This is a genomic window from Flammeovirga yaeyamensis (genome assembly GCF_018736045.1).
Classification (GTDB): domain Bacteria; phylum Bacteroidota; class Bacteroidia; order Cytophagales; family Flammeovirgaceae; genus Flammeovirga; species Flammeovirga yaeyamensis.
Genome location: NZ_CP076132.1, coordinates 1736196 through 1756430, shown reverse-complemented (window position 1 = coordinate 1756430; position 20235 = coordinate 1736196). Strand labels below are relative to the sequence as shown.

At 36.3% G+C, this 20235-nt stretch carries 14 protein-coding genes and 1 pseudogene; 5 read left to right on the top strand and 10 right to left on the bottom strand.

Annotation, left to right across the window (positions count from 1 at the left end):
- Window positions 1-53: 53 nt before the first annotated feature.
- The 10 genes from KMW28_RS06770 to KMW28_RS06725 all read right to left on the bottom strand — a co-directional run bounded on the left by KMW28_RS06770 (window position 54) and on the right by KMW28_RS06725 (window position 12186).
- The gene (locus tag KMW28_RS06770; RefSeq protein WP_169664050.1) at window positions 54-1709 is read right to left on the bottom strand and encodes a SpoIIE family protein phosphatase; all 1656 of its coding nucleotides are present in this window, start codon (window positions 1707-1709) and stop codon (window positions 54-56) included.
- Window positions 1710-1764: 55 nt separating this feature from the next.
- The gene (locus tag KMW28_RS06765) at window positions 1765-2613 is read right to left on the bottom strand and encodes an ABC transporter ATP-binding protein (protein ID WP_066208978.1); all 849 of its coding nucleotides are present in this window, start codon (window positions 2611-2613) and stop codon (window positions 1765-1767) included.
- A gap of 52 nt (window positions 2614-2665) precedes the next feature.
- Window positions 2666-3550 (bottom strand): ABC transporter ATP-binding protein, encoded by an 885-nt coding sequence (locus KMW28_RS06760; protein WP_169664051.1) that lies wholly within the window; start codon window positions 3548-3550, stop codon window positions 2666-2668.
- 52 nt (window positions 3551-3602) lie between these two features.
- Window positions 3603-4694, bottom strand: a complete 1092-nt coding sequence (locus KMW28_RS06755; protein WP_066208984.1) for an ABC transporter permease — start codon at window positions 4692-4694, stop codon at window positions 3603-3605.
- A gap of 202 nt (window positions 4695-4896) precedes the next feature.
- Complete coding sequence (locus tag KMW28_RS06750) at window positions 4897-6300, bottom strand: CmpA/NrtA family ABC transporter substrate-binding protein (RefSeq protein ID WP_169664052.1); 1404 nt, start codon at window positions 6298-6300, stop codon at window positions 4897-4899.
- A 44-nt stretch (window positions 6301-6344) separates the two neighbouring features.
- Complete coding sequence (locus KMW28_RS06745) at window positions 6345-7658, bottom strand: alginate export family protein (RefSeq protein WP_169664053.1); 1314 nt, start codon at window positions 7656-7658, stop codon at window positions 6345-6347.
- Window positions 7659-7918: 260 nt separating this feature from the next.
- Window positions 7919-8275, bottom strand: coding sequence for a hypothetical protein (locus KMW28_RS06740; RefSeq protein ID WP_169664054.1), 357 nt, complete (start codon window positions 8273-8275; stop codon window positions 7919-7921).
- 282 nt (window positions 8276-8557) lie between these two features.
- Complete coding sequence (locus KMW28_RS06735; RefSeq protein ID WP_169664055.1) at window positions 8558-10108, bottom strand: ammonium transporter; 1551 nt, start codon at window positions 10106-10108, stop codon at window positions 8558-8560.
- A gap of 218 nt (window positions 10109-10326) precedes the next feature.
- Entirely contained in the window at window positions 10327-11535 is a 1209-nt protein-coding gene (locus KMW28_RS06730) for an NAD(P)-dependent oxidoreductase (RefSeq protein ID WP_169664056.1), read from the bottom strand.
- Between the two features lie 75 nt (window positions 11536-11610).
- Window positions 11611-12186, bottom strand: coding sequence for a TerD family protein (locus tag KMW28_RS06725; protein WP_169664057.1), 576 nt, complete (start codon window positions 12184-12186; stop codon window positions 11611-11613).
- 174 nt (window positions 12187-12360) lie between these two features.
- Here KMW28_RS06725 and KMW28_RS06720 point away from each other — a divergent pair, with 174 nt between their 5' ends.
- The 5 genes and pseudogenes from KMW28_RS06720 (at window position 12361) to infB (ending at window position 20224) form a co-directional block, all read left to right on the top strand.
- Window positions 12361-13473: an NAD(P)/FAD-dependent oxidoreductase gene (locus KMW28_RS06720; RefSeq protein ID WP_169664058.1), complete on the top strand. Its 1113-nt coding sequence runs from the start codon at window positions 12361-12363 to the stop codon at window positions 13471-13473.
- Between the two features lie 147 nt (window positions 13474-13620).
- On the top strand, window positions 13621-14274 hold the full coding sequence (locus tag KMW28_RS06715) for a c-type cytochrome (protein WP_066209002.1): 654 nt from the start codon (window positions 13621-13623) through the stop codon (window positions 14272-14274).
- A gap of 237 nt (window positions 14275-14511) precedes the next feature.
- Entirely contained in the window at window positions 14512-14982 is a 471-nt protein-coding gene (locus KMW28_RS06710) for a ribosome maturation factor RimP (protein ID WP_169664059.1), read from the top strand.
- 37 nt (window positions 14983-15019) lie between these two features.
- A pseudogene (nusA, locus tag KMW28_RS06705) lies at window positions 15020-16264 on the top strand (transcription termination factor NusA); the annotation flags it as partial.
- A 663-nt stretch (window positions 16265-16927) separates the two neighbouring features.
- Window positions 16928-20224 carry a translation initiation factor IF-2 gene (gene infB / locus KMW28_RS06700; RefSeq protein ID WP_169664061.1) on the top strand — a complete coding sequence of 1099 codons (3297 nt, stop codon included), beginning with the start codon at window positions 16928-16930 and terminating at the stop codon, window positions 20222-20224.
- The last annotated feature ends 11 nt before the right edge of the window (window positions 20225-20235 follow it).

Below are 20235 nucleotides of genomic sequence, written 5' to 3'. Positions count from 1 at the left end.
CTAACTCAAAATATTAGAAATCCTTCCCTCTTACTTCTTACCTCTTACCTTTATTAAAGCTCCACTCCTAAGACCAAAACATCATCCGTCTGCTCATTGCTTCCCTTCCACTTATCAAACACTCCTTCGAGCACTTTTTTCTGTTTGATCATATCGAATCCATTTGTTCGATTTAGAGCATCTATAAATCTTTTTTGAAGGAATTTACTTTCGTTGTTTCCACCAAATTGATCTTGGAATCCATCAGTCACAAGATAAAGTCGATCACCCTTTTGATACGTTAGAAGTGTGGGTTCGAACTCCTTTTTAGTGTCTTTTGTATGGTATCCAATTGTTGATTTAGATCCTTCTATTTTCTTTACATCTTCGTTTCCTGAAGCCACGTACAATGGACGTTTTGCTCCAACAAATTCGATTTCTCTTTTTTCAGAATTGATAGTTACTAAACCGATATCCATACCATCAGAAATCTTCTCGACATTTTTTAGATTCATAAGGGCATAAAGCTCCATATCCAAGAAATTTAATATTTCTTTTGGTGAAACTACTTTTTGATTCACCACGATATCGTTTAATAAAAGATTACCAATGATAGTCATAAATGCAGCAGAAACACCATGTCCTGTACAATCTGCAACAACAATAAATCTAATGTCGTCTTTACTGTAGTACCAATAGAAATCCCCAGAAATAATATCTCTTGGTTTATCGATGATAAATCCATCCACAAATTGCTCTAAAATATCTTCACGTTTACTGAAGATCGATTGCTGCAATTTCTTAGCATAACTGATACTATCCGTTAGTTTCTTATTTACTTTAGAAACTACTTCATTCTGCTCTAATAGCTCATTACTTTGCTGAAGAATTTCTTCTTTTTGATCTTCAATTTCTCTAGTTCTTTCTTCGATTTTATCTTCAAGATCTTTATTGTAACTCAACTGCATATTGTGATTCATCTGCAGTTGTTCAAAGAGTTCTTTCTCTACTGTTTCTTTTTCTAAGTTAGAAGTCAATAAACTTTGATGTGCTTCTTTAAGTGCCAAGCCTCTCTGCATAGTTTCATTCAAGAATTTATCAATGGCAGCAACAGCTGGACGGAAGATAAAGAAGGCTTCCAATAAGATCGAAATCAATGTGATAGCTAGTAGAATGGTTTCTATATTTTCTACTTCCTTAATTCTACTTGTCGATTCATGATCGTATTGGAACGTAATCACATTCATCTGACGTAAAAATGAGGCTTCATTCTGAAGTATGATATTCACATATTCTTCAATTCCATCTGGCGATTCAAATTCTAATATCTTGTTCGATGCATCAAAGATACTTTCATAGTTTACGGCAATTCCTTCGAACATTTTTGTCACAGTTTCAGAATTTTCACCCTGAAGATCCATTTCTTCAGACCTTTCTTTTAAGCCATGATGAGAAGATGACCACAATTCAATGACTTCGATGAATTCTGATTTCAATTCTGCAAACTGACTTTCACTCTTGGCTGTTTCAAGCTGTAATGCCATTTTACTAATTTTCTGAGACAACATCCTTTGTCGACCAGAAATGTTAATTACCCTGGCATCTTTTTCCTGTTTAGCTAATACAGTTCTAATAACTACCTGAGATGCGATACTTAGTAATGCAATGAGAGATAGCGCAATTACGTAAGAGGTAGTTAACCGTTTTTTCGGACTTTTTTGATAGTTCATAAGAGAATGATTTGTCGTATGACTTTAGTTTGAGTTTGCTTGTTAGTGACAAAGATTAATGATTCAAGAAATCCATTAAATATCCTCTGTATTGGTAATAGTCAGGATGTTCCAAAATGTCCTTACGGTTTCTAGGACGTTCAAATGGAATCGCTAATTCATCACCAATTTTTGCGAATGGACCACTAGTCATCATAATGACTCTGTCGGCTAGGAAGATTGACTCATCAACATCGTGAGTAATCATAATAGCAGTAATTTGTTCTTTTTGCCATACTTCAAGTAATACATCTTGAAGCTCACCTCTAGTTAAGGAATCCAACATACCAAAAGGTTCATCCAATAAAAGTACTTTTGGCTTTAAGGCGAAGGCTCTAGCAATACCTACCCTTTGTTGCATACCTTGAGAAAGTTCTGAGGCTCTTTTATTAAAATCATTACCCAAACCTACTTTGTCTAAGTAATACTTACAGATATCTTGTTTTTGTTTTTTTGTTGCATGAGGGAACACTTGCTTCACACCAATCATTACGTTTTGTAAAGCAGTCATCCAAGGAAATAAACTAGGCGATTGGAACACTACCGCTCTATCCGGCCCTGCCTCTCTCACCTCTTCTCCGTCTACATAAACATGACCTTTACTGATATCGTTCAAACCAGCAATCATGGTTAATAATGTAGACTTACCACAACCTGAGTGACCAATAACAGAGATAAACTCTCCTTTTTTTACTGTTAATTGAAGATCTGATAATACTGTGTAATCACCTTTTGGTGTAGGGTATATTTTAGCAATATCCTTACACACTAACATATCAGGTCTTGTATCTTCCACAATATTTTTTTGTGGGTTGATGATGTCTTTAGTAACACCTACGATTGGATTTACAATATTTTGATTCATGAGATGACGTTTTATTGATGTTGACTTAGTAGTTGATCAAATGATTTGTTGGTTAGAAGAATTTTTGTTTGTCTTTTTTCTTACGAATACCCCATTTGATTCGACCCGGCATTACTGGTTTCAAATCAGGTAATTCGTAGCTACTCGATTCCTCAGATTTTCTTGATGCCCCTACCTCAATTAGGTATTCCAAGACTTCATTTCTCAAGTGCTTGTACTCTTCCAACTTGTTGATTTCGGCAATCACTCTAGGTCTAGGAAGGTTCACTTTAAAGTCTGGACCTAATGATGCTTTTGGACCTGGGTTTAATGGAATAATTCTGTCCGCCATCACAATCCCTTCATCTACATCATTAGTAATCAACAAACATGTCTTTTTATCTTCACTCCAAATATTGACAATCTCTTCTTGAAGCGTACCACGTGTTAAAGCATCCAAAGCGGATAATGGCTCGTCCATTAATAACATTTTTGGACTCATCGCCAAAGCTCTCGCTACCGATACTCTTTGACGCATACCACCTGATAATTCCGCTGGCTTTTTATCAATCGCATGAGAAAGGTGTACCATCTCTACATACTTTACAATTAAAGCGTCTTTCTCTGTTTTAGACTTATCAGGAAACACCTCGTCTACCGCTAGTTTTACATTCTGACGAACGGTTAACCAAGGCAACAGAGAGTAATTTTGGAAAACCACTCCTCTATCCGGACCAGGACCCGTAATTGGTTTGCCCTGTAATAAAACCTCTCCTTCATCAGGAAACTCCAATCCATTGATCAGGTTGATTAGCGTCGTTTTACCACTACCGGTAAATCCAACAATCGCTAAAAACTCACCCTCTTCAACTTTTAAATTTATATTGCTTAGTACTTCCACTCGGTCTTTACCAGTACCGAACGACTTACTTACATTTCTTAATTCTAAATAGGCCATAATTCTAATTTTTTGATTTTGTTTCTGTGTACATCAAATACTGAGGTAGTGATTAAGCTACCTCCTTGTTGAATGACATCATCTTCTGAATCACCATCATGATTCTATCCAACATGAAACCAATCAAACCAATAACGAACATGGCTACAATGATTTTCGCATTCGAGTCGTTTGCACCATTTTGGAATTCTTCCCATACAAATGATCCTAATCCTGGAGATTGTGCTAATAATTCAATCGCAATCAATACCATCCAAGCTACTGAAAGTGTAATTCTTAAACCTGTAAAAATCATAGGTAAAGATGATGGTAAAACAACTTTGAATATATTTTGACCGATGCTTAATTTTAATACTCTAGCTACATTTACAAAGTCTTTATCTACTGTAGAAACTCCCATCGAAGTGTTGACAAGCGTTGCCCACATCGAACATAAACCTACTGAGATAAATGAAATCATAAACGATTTATCCATATCTGAATCAGACATTAATGTTTTCACAATCATGAATACCAATAACAACCAAACTACGGGAGATACGGGCTTCAAAATTTGAATCAACCAGTTCATCGACGTTCTTAATGTTGGGGATAAACCGATAATGATACCGATTGGAATAGCGATTAATGCTGCTAATAAAAATCCTGCAAATACTGTTTTTAAACTTGTACCAATTTGGTCGACGAAAGATGGACGACCTGTATAAGTAATTGCTGCCTTTCCTTCTGCTACACGTTTAGCATTTGTCTTTGCAACTTTCTTTTCGAAAGCTTCTTTCTTACCAGAAATAATTCTGTGATCTGCTAATAAAGAAAGGTAAGCATCCCAAACTTTTGCTGGGGAAGGTAATGTGTTTGGCTGACAGCTTACATCTCCTGAGAAGATACAATTTTGCATCTCTAATGCAGCTGCTTCTCCTCTTTCTGTTCTTGCTTTTTCTATTTTAGCTGTAGCTTCCTTGTTGTAAAGGTAAGTTGCACCAGAGTGCCAAACTAAAATAAATAATAGAATAGATAATAGAGGGAATATATAAGATCTTAATAAAATATTGACGTTTTTCTTAGTCTCTTCTCCTTTGAAGATATTCATCCAAGGTGCTAAAAATGCCTGGATACCTGTTAGTTGTAAAATTTTCTCTTTCATGACTGTTGATCGTTTAAGTGCCTAAGTAATTGATGTTATATTGAGAACTTTGTTTGTATTTGAAACTACTTTATTTAATAAGGTTCTTGTATGTTACTCTTGCCATCTGATCATCAATTTGATGTTCAAGAGATGTCCTGTACGGACGTTGCAATGCAACGTCCGTACAAGTCATCCTGCAAAATCATACAAAATTTTTATTTTACATTGCTTCGTCTTTGTTACCAATTTGGAAGCTATTGATGTACCCGATAGGATCTTTACCATCATAAGAAACACCATCGATAAAGTCTTTAGTAGGTGCTTTGTAACCATCAGTTTCAGGAATATCTGAAGCGGATAAGTGACCTTCTTCTACTAACAATTTCGCAGCTTGGTTCCAGATATCTGGACGGTAAATCTTCTTGATCGTTTCGTCGTACCAACCTTTTGATTTCGCTGTAGGAATTTGTCCCCATCTTCTCATTTGAGTTAAGAACCACACACCATCAGAATAGAAAGGATACGTTGCATTATGACGGAAGAACACGTTAAAGTCAGGCATAGAACGCTTGTCGCCTTTTTCGAATTCGAAAGTACCTGTCATAGAGTTGGCAATAACTACAGAGTCAGCACCAACGTACTCTGGCATAGATAAGATACCCACTGCTTTCGCTCTGTTTCCTGGCTCGTCTAACCACTTACCTGCACGGATTAAAGCTTTAGTAACAGCTACAGATGTATTAGGATATTTCTCAGTGAATTCTTTCGTCATTACGAATACTTTTTCAGGGTTGTTTTTCCAGATATCGTAGTTTGTAGTTACTGGAACACCAATTCCTTTAAATACCGCTTGTTGGTTCCAAGGCTCACCTACACAGTAACCGTAGATCGTACCTGCCTCTAAAGTAGCAGGCATTTGTGGTGGAGGAGTTACAGATAATAATACGTCTGCATCTACTTGACCTTGGATGTTTTCCTTAGTATAAAAACCTGGATTCACACCTGCTGCTGCTAACCAGTAACGGATCTCATAGTTGTGCGTTGATACTGGGAATACCATACCCATTTTAAACGCTTTACCATCATTTTTATATTCTTTGATTACCGGAACCAATGCGTCTGCTTTGATTGGGTGAATCGGCTTACCATTTTCGTCTTTTGGTACATTTGGCTTCATCTTCGCCCAAACGTCGTTCGATACTGTAATACCATTACCGTTCAAGTCCATTGAGAATGAAGTCACTAACTCAGCTTGACGACCAAATCCTGCTCCTGCAGCAATTGGCTGACCTGCTAACATGTGCGAACCATCTAACTGACCATCGATCACTCGGTCCAATACGTTTTTCCAGTTAGATTGTGCTTCGATAGTCACAAACAATCCTTCGTCTTCGAAGTAACCTAGTTCCTTAGCAATGGCTAAAGGAGCCATATCAGTTAATTTGATGAAACCGAAAGTTAACTGTGGTTTTTCGATGTCCAACTGTTTCGTTGATGAAGTCTCCTCAGTCACATCACTTTGTGTTTCCGAAGAAGTTTTTGATGATCCACAGCTATAAATCAACCCTGATAATGCCAAGCCAATTATTGCTTTAGCAACCGAATTAAAATTCAATTTTTTCATGAGTAATATTGTTTTGATATAAAAAATATAGGTGATGTAAATGATTAGTTAGCCTCCGCTTTCTTCGCTTTTGAAGTAAATAATGTTGGCTTGAACGTTAACATTACGAATGCCCAGTTGTTGATCATGCTTGCGTTGCCACCTTTCAATACTTCCATTGATTCTGTAGCGAACATTTGAGAATATCCTACAACTAATGAAGCTTCTTTACCTAATGATCTAGCATAAATTAAATCGATCTCTGTACCTAAGTTTGATGATACTTTTTCGAACTGACCATCTGTAGCAGTAGTGTTGTAAACATCTACAGCAGAGAAGAATTGGTGAAGTTGTGCTTTGAATGTTCCTTTACCTACTTTGAAAGCAGTATTTAAATAGATGTCTTGAAGACCAACGTTGTTTCCTTTCTTATCGTTATGTGCATTACCTACGTAGAAGTAATCCATAAAACCATTGAATTTGTGGTTTGTACCGTAAGCTGGAGTAAAGTTCTTGATCTCACCTGATTCTTGATCACCACCTGAAAGTGTTTGATAACCTAATGTGATAGGAGTGATTTTCGTTTTAAGTGTAAGGTTAAGATCTAATAAGTAAGCATTGATTGAAGTTTCTGCCATTTTACCAGTTTGGTAGTAACCTTCACCTGCAACTGTAAAGTTTCCGAACGTTTTAGAACCTACTAAACCTAAAGTCTGTCTGTTAGAAACACTATCTGATGTAGCACCATACTGAAAACCGTCGTTAAATACTAGAGCTGAAAGCTTACCCGTTTCCCAAGTCTTGTTTGCCCACAAATACTGCATAGTTTTATAGTTGTTCACACCTGAATAGTCGTTACCCACTAACATACCTGGCTCAAAACCTACTTGGTTGAACGCAAGACCTAAATGCACTTTTAATTTTGATTCTTTGTCGTTGTACACGAATAAAGCCGCATCGTGTCTTCTACCTTGTTGTGCCCACTCAAGACCACCTAAAAATCTTTGATTATCGTAAGAGATAATTTGACGACCTACTTTTAAACCGAACTTACTGTTGAAGTTGTACTGTGCCCAAGCTTCAGAGATGTTTGATAAAGAGTTTGGATCAGTTTTGTAAATTTGATTAGTTGAACCCCAAACACGAACATCTTGAAGAGAGAGTCTCATGATGATTTTTTCCGATTTGTAATCCAAGTTTAATCTTGATCTTTGCTCAGTAAAGAAAGCTGGCTCTTGAGATTCTGTTCTCAATTTTTTGAAACCGTTTCTTAATTCTGATCTCGGACGGATCTCTGCTGATAGTTTAAACTCTTGGGCTGTTACCTCTGATACAGCTCCACACAATAGCAACACAATAGCGTAAATTAATTTTTTCATCTGTTATACGTAGTTTTAATAAGTATTATTACTTAGTTGATACACAAACTTAAAGTGATTATTAAAACATATTTAGGGGATATCACAGATTAAAAAATGTTTTTAAATCATGCTAAAAACTGTCATATAACAGCTTTATAATTGACATATACTGAAAATCAGGTACTTACATTTAAATTACGTAGTTACACCTACTTAAAAACAAAAAAATACGTAGTTAAATTTTCTACGTATTTTTCACTATTTCATAAAAAAACCCACTAAAAAGTGGGTGAAAATTTTTCGATTCTTTCTTTTGCGTCTCTTTGGGCTTGTTTTACCCAACGCTGGAATTGTTTCATTTTTTTATCTAATTCTGATGGCTGTGCATCAACAATCGAAGAATAAACCACCAAATCGTTATGATTGACATCTTCGATACCGAAGTTTTCTCTAAACTTACTGTTAGATAATAATTCTCTATGTATTCTCTCAGAACGCTCTCGGCTCTCTTTAATATTATGTGATAAGACCTTAAATGCAAAAGTAGCTGCGTGTACTGAACCTCTTTTTAATTTAAGGCTCCATTTAAAGTCAAGCCGAGTAGGAGAATATAACTCAGTGTTTACTTGGCTCATTATAGTGTTTATGTATGTGGTAAATGCCTTTCGGTGTTTAATAACTTAGGATAGACAAATATAACTAATATCAATATTAAAAATAAGTATTGATAAGAATTTAAACGTATTTTTTACACTTAGGTTATACTATAAATACATTAATTTCTAAATAAGAGTTTATATAGTCTTTAAATTTTTCTTTTTACCAATTGATAAAAGCTCTTCTTTTCTCATTTTTATGAATAAAAAAACCTTAGGTCTCCCTAAGGTTTAAATATCTTTCTAAAGCTTGCTTTAATATTAAGCTGAAACCATTGGCTCATTTTTTAAAGACTTCTCACGCAATACAGATAATTGGCGTAATGCTTCTTCAAAATCTACCTTATCTCCTGCTTCATCGATAAAAGTGACTCTTTTATTTTGAATTAATCCATCTCGATACGATTTACTTAATTCTATAAAGTCCTTAATGTTTATCAGATTGTAGCCTTTACCTGAAACTTTTAAAGAGGCATATTGAATTTTAGCACCTTTCTCCTCTTCATAAAATTCTTTCGGCATTTTTCTACCTGCCATCATCCCTCCCAACTCTTGTTCAGGAGAAACTCTTAAGCCATAAACCATTTTTATCACTTTAAACATAATAAAAGATACAATTACTGTGAAGGCTATACAAACTTCTATACCAATAGCCTGCACTAACAGTTGTTCCCATCTCGGTAATACCAATAGTTCTTCCTTTCCGAAAAGAGCTACACACAATGTTCCGAAAATACCTCCAAATCCATGAACAGGAATCGCTCCAACTGGATCATCCAATTTAAATACTTTTAGAATAAGGTCGAATGAAAGGTTATGTATAACTCCAGCCAATAAACCAATGATTAACGCACTAGAAGGAGAAACCACATTACAACAAGCAGTAATCGCCACTAATCCTGTTAAAGCTCCACCCATCATTTTTTCCATCAGCTCATCTCTTCTTTGGAAGAAGTAGCACATAATAAAAGCAGAAAAGCAAGCTGAAGCACCTGCTACGTTTGTATTTAGAATAATAGTGGACACATCATTTCCGAAGGTTAAAGTACTACCTCCATTGAATCCCCACCATCCTACCCAAAGTAGAATTACTCCAAGAACAGAATAAGAATAATCTGAAGCCTTAATTGGGAGAATCTTACCATGCATATCAAACCTCCCTAATCGAGGTCCCACAAGTATAATTCCTACTAATCCTACAGTCGCACCTAAAGTATGCACTACTGTCGATCCTGCAAAGTCCATAAAACCAATCTCTGCCAACCATGCATGGTTATCTTGATCTAATAAATTACCCCAAGCCCAATGTCCAAATACTGGATAAATTAGAATAGCTGTAATAATTGAACCTATCAAATAAGGCAATAAACCTGTTCTACCAGACATTGCACCTGATACAATTGTTAATGCAGTACCAGCAAATGCTACTTGAAATAAGAAAAATACTGGACCCGGAATACCTAATTCTGATTTTGATAAGTCAGTACCTGCAAATAAGTTTAGATCAAATCCAATAATTCCAAAGTGGGAACTACCAAACATAAACCCATAACCAAGTAGAAAGAAACCTAATAAACCAGCGACCATATCCATAAGGTTTTTAGCCCCTACACCTGCACGGTGCTCTCTTTTCACAAGTCCAGTTTCTAGAGTTTTGAAACCTGCCTGCATTAAAAATACTAAGATGGCACAAAGTAAGACCCATAAACTGTCAATACTATGAAACTCAGCTGTAGTTTGCCCAGTCTGTTCATTGGCGATTAAAAGAGTAGGCATAATTATGCCTATCAATAGTAGTTTTGCTTTTAACATAACTGTTAATTGTTAGTTGTTATAAGGTGAAAATTAATGAGACGCACACAAGTTGAATAATTGATACGCAATTATACGTAACACTAAATTAATATCGCAAAAAATCTGAGTACTTTTTCTTAAAAAGTGACATTTATTATTAACAAATACTTAATAATAGTCATAAAAAAAGCGATTACCTTAAGTAATCGCTTCTTAAAATTAAGTAATTCTTCTAATTACTCTTTTCCATCCACATAATCTTGTAGATAAGAGAATTTAGGTGTAAGTGCTTTGTTCTGCGTAATTCTAGCACGTTCAATTACTCCTTTATCTTCAATAAATAGATCTTCTAAAACGTTATCAATCATTTGGCGACCAAAAGCTTCAGAGGCATCACGTGGCAATTCATTCGGAAGATTATCTACCGCCATCACCGTAATATTCTCTTTACTTGACAAGGCATCTTCCACTTCACCTGATTTTGGATTGTAATCATACAATGGATCTGCAATGGTTGATGGTTGCTTGGTAGATGGAATAGAACCTTCAATATCACAAGTAATATCAGCGATTACTTTAATATTGAAATCCTCTTTCTGCATGTCTTCCTTTGTAAATAACACAGGTGCTGCTGGATGCCAAAACGCACCGGCTACAAGCATATCAGCTATATTGTTTAATTCACCAAATGTAGATACATAATCTTGAGGCTGATCAAAGAATTCTTTTAGAACAAATGGTTTACCGTCTTTTTGATCGTGGTAATCTTTAGATCTCAATTGAACAAAAACAGGTTGATTAAATTCTTTATCAATAAAATCTTGCTTACTCACCTTTTTGATTCCAGCTGCTAGGAGTGTTTCCACCGCACCATTTGATACTCTACCAGAACCAGTCAAAGCAATTTTATAATTATTAGGTAATTTCACTTTTTTGCACTCGATCCACATTTCGTTGAGGTCGTGACACAAATGTGCTGGCTTCAAATCGAAAGTACCCATTCTTTTACCATAAGCCAACAAACCGTTGTAAGCACCCACTAAACCTGCAAATCGACCAAATGCAATTACTCTAGATCCATCTTCTCTAGTCAAGACCTCATAATCCATAATCTCGATATTGTTATCAAGAATTGCGTTTAACAACTCTCTATTATAAGGTTGCTTTTTGATAGTATGCGAAAAGAAAAAGTATTTTTTATTGGGCACTAATTCTGGAATCGGCACTTCTTTAATACCTAATAAGATATCACAATCAGATACATCATCGACTACGGCAATGCCTAGCTCTTCATATTCCTCATCTTTATAACATCTGATTGGGCTTTTCTGAACATAAATCTCCACTTCAGGATACTTTTCTAAAACTTCCTCACATTGTTCAGGAGTCAAAGCCACTCGTTTATCTTCTGGTATTTTGCCTTCTTTAATTATTCCAACTTTCATGTTTATGATGTGTTTTGAGTTTATGTCTTTAATTTTCGCGAAGATGTAAAAAAATTTGATATCGCCCAAAAGCTTTTATAATTCAGGGATAAATTTATCTACATACCCCTGAAGCCCAATTTTAGTTCCTTTTTCTGTAGGTAAAAACTTCCACCCATCATCCTCTCTAACTAGGCGGGCAAATTCTACTTCTGTATCATCGCTAAATTCGGCATCCAAATCGTAATGAAGAATTTCCTGACTGTTCTCTAAATTTACCATTCTGATATAAGCATCTTCCAAATGGCCAAAGTTATGTCTTCTTGCCTGTGCATCGTAGATACTTACCACAAACCTCAATTCTCTCACCACTGGCGAGATAAAAGATAAATTAATTAATATCTCTTCATCATCACCTTCTCCATCTCCTGTTCTATTATCTCCTTTATGTTTTACCATTCCATCTGGAGAGGTGAGATTATTGTAAAAAACAAAGTATTCATCACTAGGTAATTTCCCATCCTCCCCTAGCATAAATACCGATGCATCTAAATCAAGCTGCCCTCCTTTTCTTACTTCCCAACCTAACCCTACCTTCACTTTGGAGAGTTTTGCATTGGAAGAAGATTGTAATTTTACCCCTTTTCCTTTTTTGACAATTTCAGTTGGCATAAAAAAATATTATTTTGCGATTTAGATAAACAAGTGAGTTAAAACTTCACCATAATTTACAAATTACTGAAATGGCCGGATATATTTAATTTTTCTTCCGAAAAGAAAAACACTTCCACTTTATTTCAGTAATCTATATAAACACATCATAAATCAAACCATACCAACAAACACATGATCAGCTTTTGGGAAAAAGAGAGTTTTATGCAATACCACCTTATTGTTATTGGTAGTGGTATTGTTGGCTTGAGTACAGCTATTGAATACAAGGAAAAGTATCCTAATAAAAGAGTTTTAATTTTAGAAAAAGGCATCCTCCCTTCAGGGGCTAGTACAAAAAACGCAGGTTTTGCTTGTTTTGGCAGCCTTACTGAAATATGTGATGACTTAGAAAATTATTCTGAAGAATTTGTTTTACAAACCGTACAAAAAAGATACAATGGTTTACAGCGTCTAAGACAAAGAGTAGGCGATAAAAACATGGATTTCTATGCGTATGGTGGGTATGAACTTATTTGTAAAGAACAACTATTTTATTTAAATCAACTCCATGAGGTCAATGACCTATTGTCTCCTATTTTTCATCAAAAAGTCTTTTTGGAAAGAGGTTTTAAAACGCCTCGTTTTGGTTTTGATGATCATCAAGTAAAAGAATTACTTTATAATCCTCTTGAAGGACAAATTCATACAGGAAAAATGATGACTGCATTGCTAAAAATAGCTCGATCAAAAGATATTGAGATTTTAACGGGCATTGAAGTAAAACAGTTAAACGAGGAAAGTAAAAATGTTTTAATTACCACTGATAAGAAATTAGAATTTAAAGCAGAACAAGTGGCCGTATGTGTGAATGCTTTTGCTTCTAAACTTTTACCACAATATAAAATTCAACCAGGTCGCGGACAGGTAGTCATTACCAAACCCATACAAAATCTCCCTATTGAAGGAACCTATCATTACGACAGAGGCTATTATTATTTTAGGAATGTTGGAGACAGACTATTAATTGGAGGTGGTCGCCATCTTGCCTATGAAGCCGAGACTACTACAGAATTTGCTACAACTACTCAAATAACACAACCAATAAATGAGTTACTAAAGGAAGTGATTCTTCCAGGAGTAGATTTTGAAATAGAGCAAGAGTGGTCTGGAATTATGGGTTTTGGTGATAAAAAGGAACCCATTATAGAAAAACTAAGTGATAAAATTGCAGTAGGAATACGTATGGGAGGAATGGGTATTGCAATTGGAAGTGAGGTAGGTCACGAATTATCGAATTTGATATAAATTTGAGATGTAATCGATGAAAACAATATCTTCCGTTGTATGTTTTTAAAATTATGATGCATATTGCATCAGAAAATAGATTTTTTTAAAAGTGTCAGTGAGAAACACCACTAATCTTTAAACTTTACATACAAATTATTTTATACAATGTCACACGTTTTTTTGACGCATAAGGTAGTCGTAATTCTGTTTTTCCTTATTTACTTGATCAAAACGATCTTATTATTTATCAGCAATGAGAAGTTTGATAAGTTTGGAAAAATCGTCAAAGTACCTGAAATGATTATTTCATTTACTTTCCTTGCAACAGGATTAGCGATGCTATTCATATATGATAGTGCTACATCTAGCTTATTATACATCAAATTTGCTTTAGTCGCTGCATCCATTCCTTTGGCAGTAATTGCGACTAAAAAGCACAATAAATTCTTAATGTTAGGTTCTTTTCTTTGTTTATTCTGTGCCTACGGTTTGGCTGAAGCACATAGAGCAAAAGTAAAAAGAGGTGAGATTACTGTTGACGACGGTGCTAGCACTGCTCCTAAATCAATGAGAGAATTAACAGAAGTAGAAAAACAAGGACAAATCACTTATGACAAAAAGTGTTCTAACTGCCACGGACCTGACGGTAACGCTCAAAGAAGTGGTGCGGCTAGATTATCAGAGAGTCAGTTAAACCAAGAAGGTATTTTAAAAGTGATTAGAGAAGGTAAAGGGTTCATGCCTAAGTACTCAGAAAGGGAGATTTCTAATGAAGATGTAGAAGCATTATCTAAATATGTTTTAACTCTGAAGAACTAGTCATAAAAAAATATTGCATTTTTAGATGTTATATTTATATTTGTATCAACATCATGGAAAGCATCTAGAAGGGAGCGAAAATCGTCTCCCTTTTTTGTTGACTTTTTTTCGTGATTTGAGCAAGTGGACCTGCGATTAACCTCTAGTTATCAACCACTTACCGCTGAACGAAAAAGAATAGATGAAAAGATCTTTCCACCATGTTTTTTAGAAAAACAGATTATTTTTAAAAAAACTATGGGTTTAGTAGAACAAATAAAAAGTATCGTTGAACAACATCTTCCTGATGAATCTCTATTTATTGTTAAAGTAGAGGCTAAAGGAATGAAACGCTTAAAAGTACTAATTATCTTAGATGGCGATAATGGAGTAACTATTGAACAAGTTACTACTGTTTCTCGTGAAGTGGGTAGAGAATTAGACGAAAGAGAGTTGATCAAGGATGAATATACATTTGAAGTTACTTCTGCTGGCGTAGGCGAGCCTTTGGAACAACATAGACAATATATAAAGAATGTTGATCGCAAAGTAAAAGTAACTAGAGGCAACGAAACAAAGTTTGTAGGTAAATTAAAATCAGTTACCGAAGAGCATATTGTAATTGATGCCGAAATTAAAGAAAAAGGAAAAAAGAAAGTAGAGATTAAAGAGATGGTAATTCCATTCTCTGATATCAAACAGACAGTTGTCGAGGTATCATTTAAATAATCTTTATTCAAAATATTAAAACAAAACTCTTGCAGATATGAACAGCTCAGAATTAATCGAATCGTTTAAGGAATTTGCAAAAATGAAAGGGATTGACCGTCCTACTATGATCAAGATCTTAGAAGACGTGTTCAAGACAATGATTCGTAAACAATATGGTGATGATGCCACTTTCGACGTAATTATTAACGTGGATGCTGGTGATTTGGAAATTTGGCGTTACCGTCAGATCGTTGCAGACGATGCTGAGGATTTTGACGCTCAAACTCAAATTCACCTTACAGATGCTAAGAAAATCGAGGAAGATTTTGAAGTAGATGAGGAAGTAGCTGAAGCAGTAGAGATCGATTTCTTCGGTAGAAGAATGGTACAAACTGCTCGTCAGACTTTAATCCAAAAAGTAAAAGATTTAGAAAAGAAAGTTCTTTTCGATCAATATAAAGAAAGAGTTGGTGAATTGATTATGGGTGAAGTGTACCAAACTTTACACCGTGAGTTCATCATCATCGATCAAGATAACAACGAATTATCTCTTCCAAGAAATGAGATGATTCCTAAAGACCGTTACAGAAAAGGCGATCACATCCGTGCGGTAATCGATCGTGTAGAAATGAACAACAACAATCCTAAGATTGTATTGTCTCGTACTTCTCCACTTTTCTTACGTCTTTTATTCGAAAACGAAGTTCCTGAAATTTTTGATGGTTTGATTGCTATCAGAAATATCGTTCGTGAGCCAGGTGAAAGAGCAAAAGTATCTGTGGAATCTTTCGACGAAAGAGTAGATCCAGTAGGTGCTTGTGTTGGTATGAGAGGATCTCGTATTCACTCTATCGTACGTGAATTACAAAACGAGAATATCGATGTAATTAACTACACAGAAAACATGGATCTTATGATCCGTCGTGCTTTATCTCCTGCACACATTACTCACATTAGTATCAATGACGAAGAAAAAAGAGTTGAGGTAACTTTACCACAAGACCAAGTTTCTTTAGCAATTGGTAAAAATGGCCAAAACATTAAGCTTGCTTCTAAATTAGTAGGTTACGAAATCGATGTATTCCGTGAAATGGTTGGCGAACAAGACGACGACATGGATTACGATGTTATGGAGTTCAACGATATGTTCGAAGACTGGATGTTACAAGAATTCAAACGTATTGGTTTAGATACTGCAGGAGCCGTTCTTGATCACAATGTACAAGAGTTAGAGCGTAGAACTGAACTTGAAGAAGAAACGATTATTGCTATCATGGAAGTAATGCGTCGTCAATTCGAAGAGGACAAAAAATCTTCAGATCAACCGAACCGTCCACAACAACAACAAGCTGCAAACGAAACTGCAGAAGAGGAAGACATGGATGATTTAGTAGATTACTCTGATGATATCGAAGAATATAATGAGACTGAAACTTCTGTTTCTGAAGATGTCGATTTATCATCTTTCAATAATGTCATCGAAGAATGGATCATTGATGAATTCAAAAAAGCTAAATTAGGCACTGTGAATTCTATCTTATCTATTTCTAGAGAAGAAGTGATCGAAAGAACAGACTTAGAAGATGAAACTGTTGATGAAGTGCTTACTGCCATCAAACAATAGTTCATACTCATAATATATCAACTTCCTTATGAAGTTGGAATGGAGATTATTTTTTGATAATCTCCATTCATTTTGTCTTGGTTTTTTATAATTCAGAAAAAAAAATGCCTTTCAAAAGTGCATTTCTGATGAAAACAAGACATAATACCTATAATAAGTGCAAAAAGGTGAAGATGAATAGCAATTAAATTTAAGATTTAAAAAGTAACTCATATCTTTGCATCTTAGAAGTGTTTATGTAGGCGTTCGTCATGAACATTTTTCTTAAGCTAACAGCTTAAATATTTTAATTGCTGTGATAGCAATATATTACGAACAAAGTATTACGAAAAAGAATATATGGCAGATCAAAAGATGATCAGAATTAATCAGGCGGCCAAAAAATTAAACGTTGGACACCAAACACTCATCGAGCAGTTGAAGAAGAAAGACATTGATGTCGGGTCTTCTCCAAACGCTAAGATCACAACCGAACAATTCGAGTTGCTGAAGAAGATGAATGCAAAGTCTATGCAAGACAAAGAAGAGGCATCACAAATCTCTATCTCGTCTCAAGTGGGAAATACTGTTATTGAATCTAAGAAATCTAACAGAAAGAAATCTACTGAGCAGGAAGACGAACATCTGATCATCAAAAATAATACTGCCGAGAAGCCAGCCGCTCCTAAAAAGGAAAAAGAAGAGGCTCCTAAAGCTGAAAAAGATCCTGAAACTTTCAGTGGAAGACCTGGTCTTAAAGTAGTAGGCAAAATTGATCTGGACGATAAGAAAAAGCCAGCATCTAAAGATAAAAAACCAGCAGCTGAAGCGAAGAAACCAGCTGAAGACAATAAAAAGCCTCAAGCTCCTGCTAAGAAAGAAGCTCCAAAGCAAGAAGCTCCTAAAGAAGCTCCTAAAAAAGTTGAAGAACCAAAACCTGAGAAAAAGGTAGAGGCTCCAAAACCTGCTGCAAAGGAAACAGCTCCGCAGAAGCCTGATGTATCTGAAAAAGCTCCACAACAACCAAAAGAGGAGCAACCAACAAAAGAAGTGAAGAAACAAACGACGAAACCAGCTGCTCAGAAAGAACAAGCAGCTCCTTCTGAAACACCTAAAGAGACACCAAAAGAAAGTGCTCCAACTTCAGAAGATCAATCAGCTATTTCTGCGAAAGCTGACGAATTAAAAGGTCTTACTGTAGTCGGTAAAGTTGACCTATCTTCTTTTGAAAACCGTCGTAAGAAAAAACAACGCCCAGTTGCTTCTTCTGATGATAAAGGTGGACAAAAGAAACAACGTAAGAAAAAGAGAGTCCCTGTTGGAAACTCTGAATCTGGAAATACGCAAGGCGGCAACCGTCAAGGTGGAAACAGAGGTCAAGGTGGACAAGGTGGTAACCGAGGACAAGGCGGACAAGGTGGTAACCGTAACCAAGGTGGACAAGGTGGTAACCGTAACCAACAAGGTGGACAAGGTGGCAACCGTAACCAAAGTGGACAAGGTGGCAACCGTAACCAAGGTGGACAAGGTGGCAACCGTAACCAAAGTGGACAAGGCGGCAACCGTAACCAAGGTGGACAAGGTGGCAACCGTAACCAAGGTGGACAAGGCGGTAACCGTAACCAACAAGGTGGACAAGGTTCAGGAGAGAAAACATTCCGTAATGCAGATGCTACTTCGCAAAGAGGTCAAGGCAACAAGAAAGGAGGTAACAAGAAGAAGGGTAAACCATCTGAAAAGGACATCCAATCAGGAATGAAGAGAGCCAACGCTCAATTGAACCAATCAGGTTTCAAATCGACGCGTGGTAAACATAAACAAGCGAAAAGAAATAAACGTGAAGCGGAAAACGAAGCACGTTTACAAAAAGAGGCTGCAGAACAACACATCATCACTGTTACAGAATTTGTTTCTACAAGTGAGTTAGCGTCAATGATGGAAGTGTCTGTTTCTGATGTGATCATGACATGTATGAACAGTGGTATGTTCATCTCGATCAACCAGCGTCTAGATAAAGAAACAATTGAGCTTATCTGTGCTGAATTTAACTTCGAACCTAAATTTGCTTCAGCTGAAGAAGAAGTTGATGCTCCTTTAGAAAAAGAAGATAAACCAGAAGATTTATTAGAAAGAGCGCCAATTGTAACCATCATGGGTCACGTAGACCACGGTAAAACGTCATTACTTGACTACATCCGTGATGCAAACGTAGCCTCAGGTGAAGCAGGTGGTATTACTCAGCACATCGGTGCATACGATGTGAAGACGAAGACAGGTAAGAAGATTGCCTTCCTAGATACTCCTGGTCACGAAGCCTTTACAGCGATGCGTGCTCGTGGTGCAAAAGTGACTGACGTTGCAATTATTGTAGTTGCTGCAGATGATCAAGTAATGCCTCAAACAAAAGAAGCAATCAACCACGCATTATCTGCTGAAGTTCCAATCGTTATCGCGATTAACAAGGTAGATAAGCCAAACGCAAACGTAGACAATATTAAAACTCAACTTTCAGCAATGAATATCCTTGTTGAAGATTGGGGCGGTAAATACCAAGCGTTCGAAATCTCAGCCAAAACTGGTCAAGGTATCGACGACTTATTAGAAGGTGTTCTTTTAGAATCTGAAGTATTAGAACTAAAAGCTAACCCTAATAAGAATGCTGTTGGTACTATCGTTGAAGCATCACTTGACAAAGGTCGTGGTTACCTTGCTACTGTACTAGTTCAAGCTGGTACGATGAAAGTAGGTGATGTAATGCTTGCCGGTGGATACTATGGTAAAGTGAAAGCAATGCTTGACCATAGAGGACAAAGAGTAAAAGAGGCTGGTCCTTCTACTCCAGTTCAGGTACTAGGTTTATCTGGTGCTCCTCAAGCAGGTGATAAATTAAATGTTCTTGATACGGAACGTGAAGCTAGAGAAATTGCTAACAAGCGTGAGCAATTAGCTCGTGAGCAAAGCTTGAGAGCTTCACAACGTCCTAACCTAGATCTATTCAAACGTCTAGCTCAAGGTGAGTTACAACAATTGAACATGATCATCAAAGGTGATGTGGACGGTTCTGTGGAAGCATTATCAGATTCATTACTGAAACTTTCTAACGAAGAGGTAGAAGTAAGAATCATCCACAAAGGTGTAGGTGCCTTAACGGAATCAGATATCTTGTTAGCGGCTGCCGATAAGGAGAACCCAACAATGATTATCGGTTTCCAAGTTCGTCCTACTCCAAACGCAAGAAAGCTTGCTGAGAAAGAAGGTATTGAAGTACGTCACTACTCAGTAATCTACAACGCAATTGACGATGTGAAAGCTGCTATGGAAGGTCTACTTAGCCCTGACATGGAAGAGAAAATCGTTGGTAACGTTGAGGTTCGTGAAGTATTCAAGATCTCTAAAGTGGGTACAGTTGCCGGTTGTTACGTTACAGACGGTTACATCAAGCGTAACTCTAAAATCCGCCTAATCCGTGATGGTGTTGTTATCTACGGTGGTACTGAAGGTGGTGAAGTTGGTGCCTTGAAGCGTTTCAAAGACGACGTGAACGAAGTGAAATTCGGTTACGAATGTGGTTTGAGTATCACAAACTACAACGATATCAAAGAAGGTGACGTTGTTGAGGTATTCGAAATGACAGAAACAAAACGTACTTTAAGCTAAGCTGAAGTATT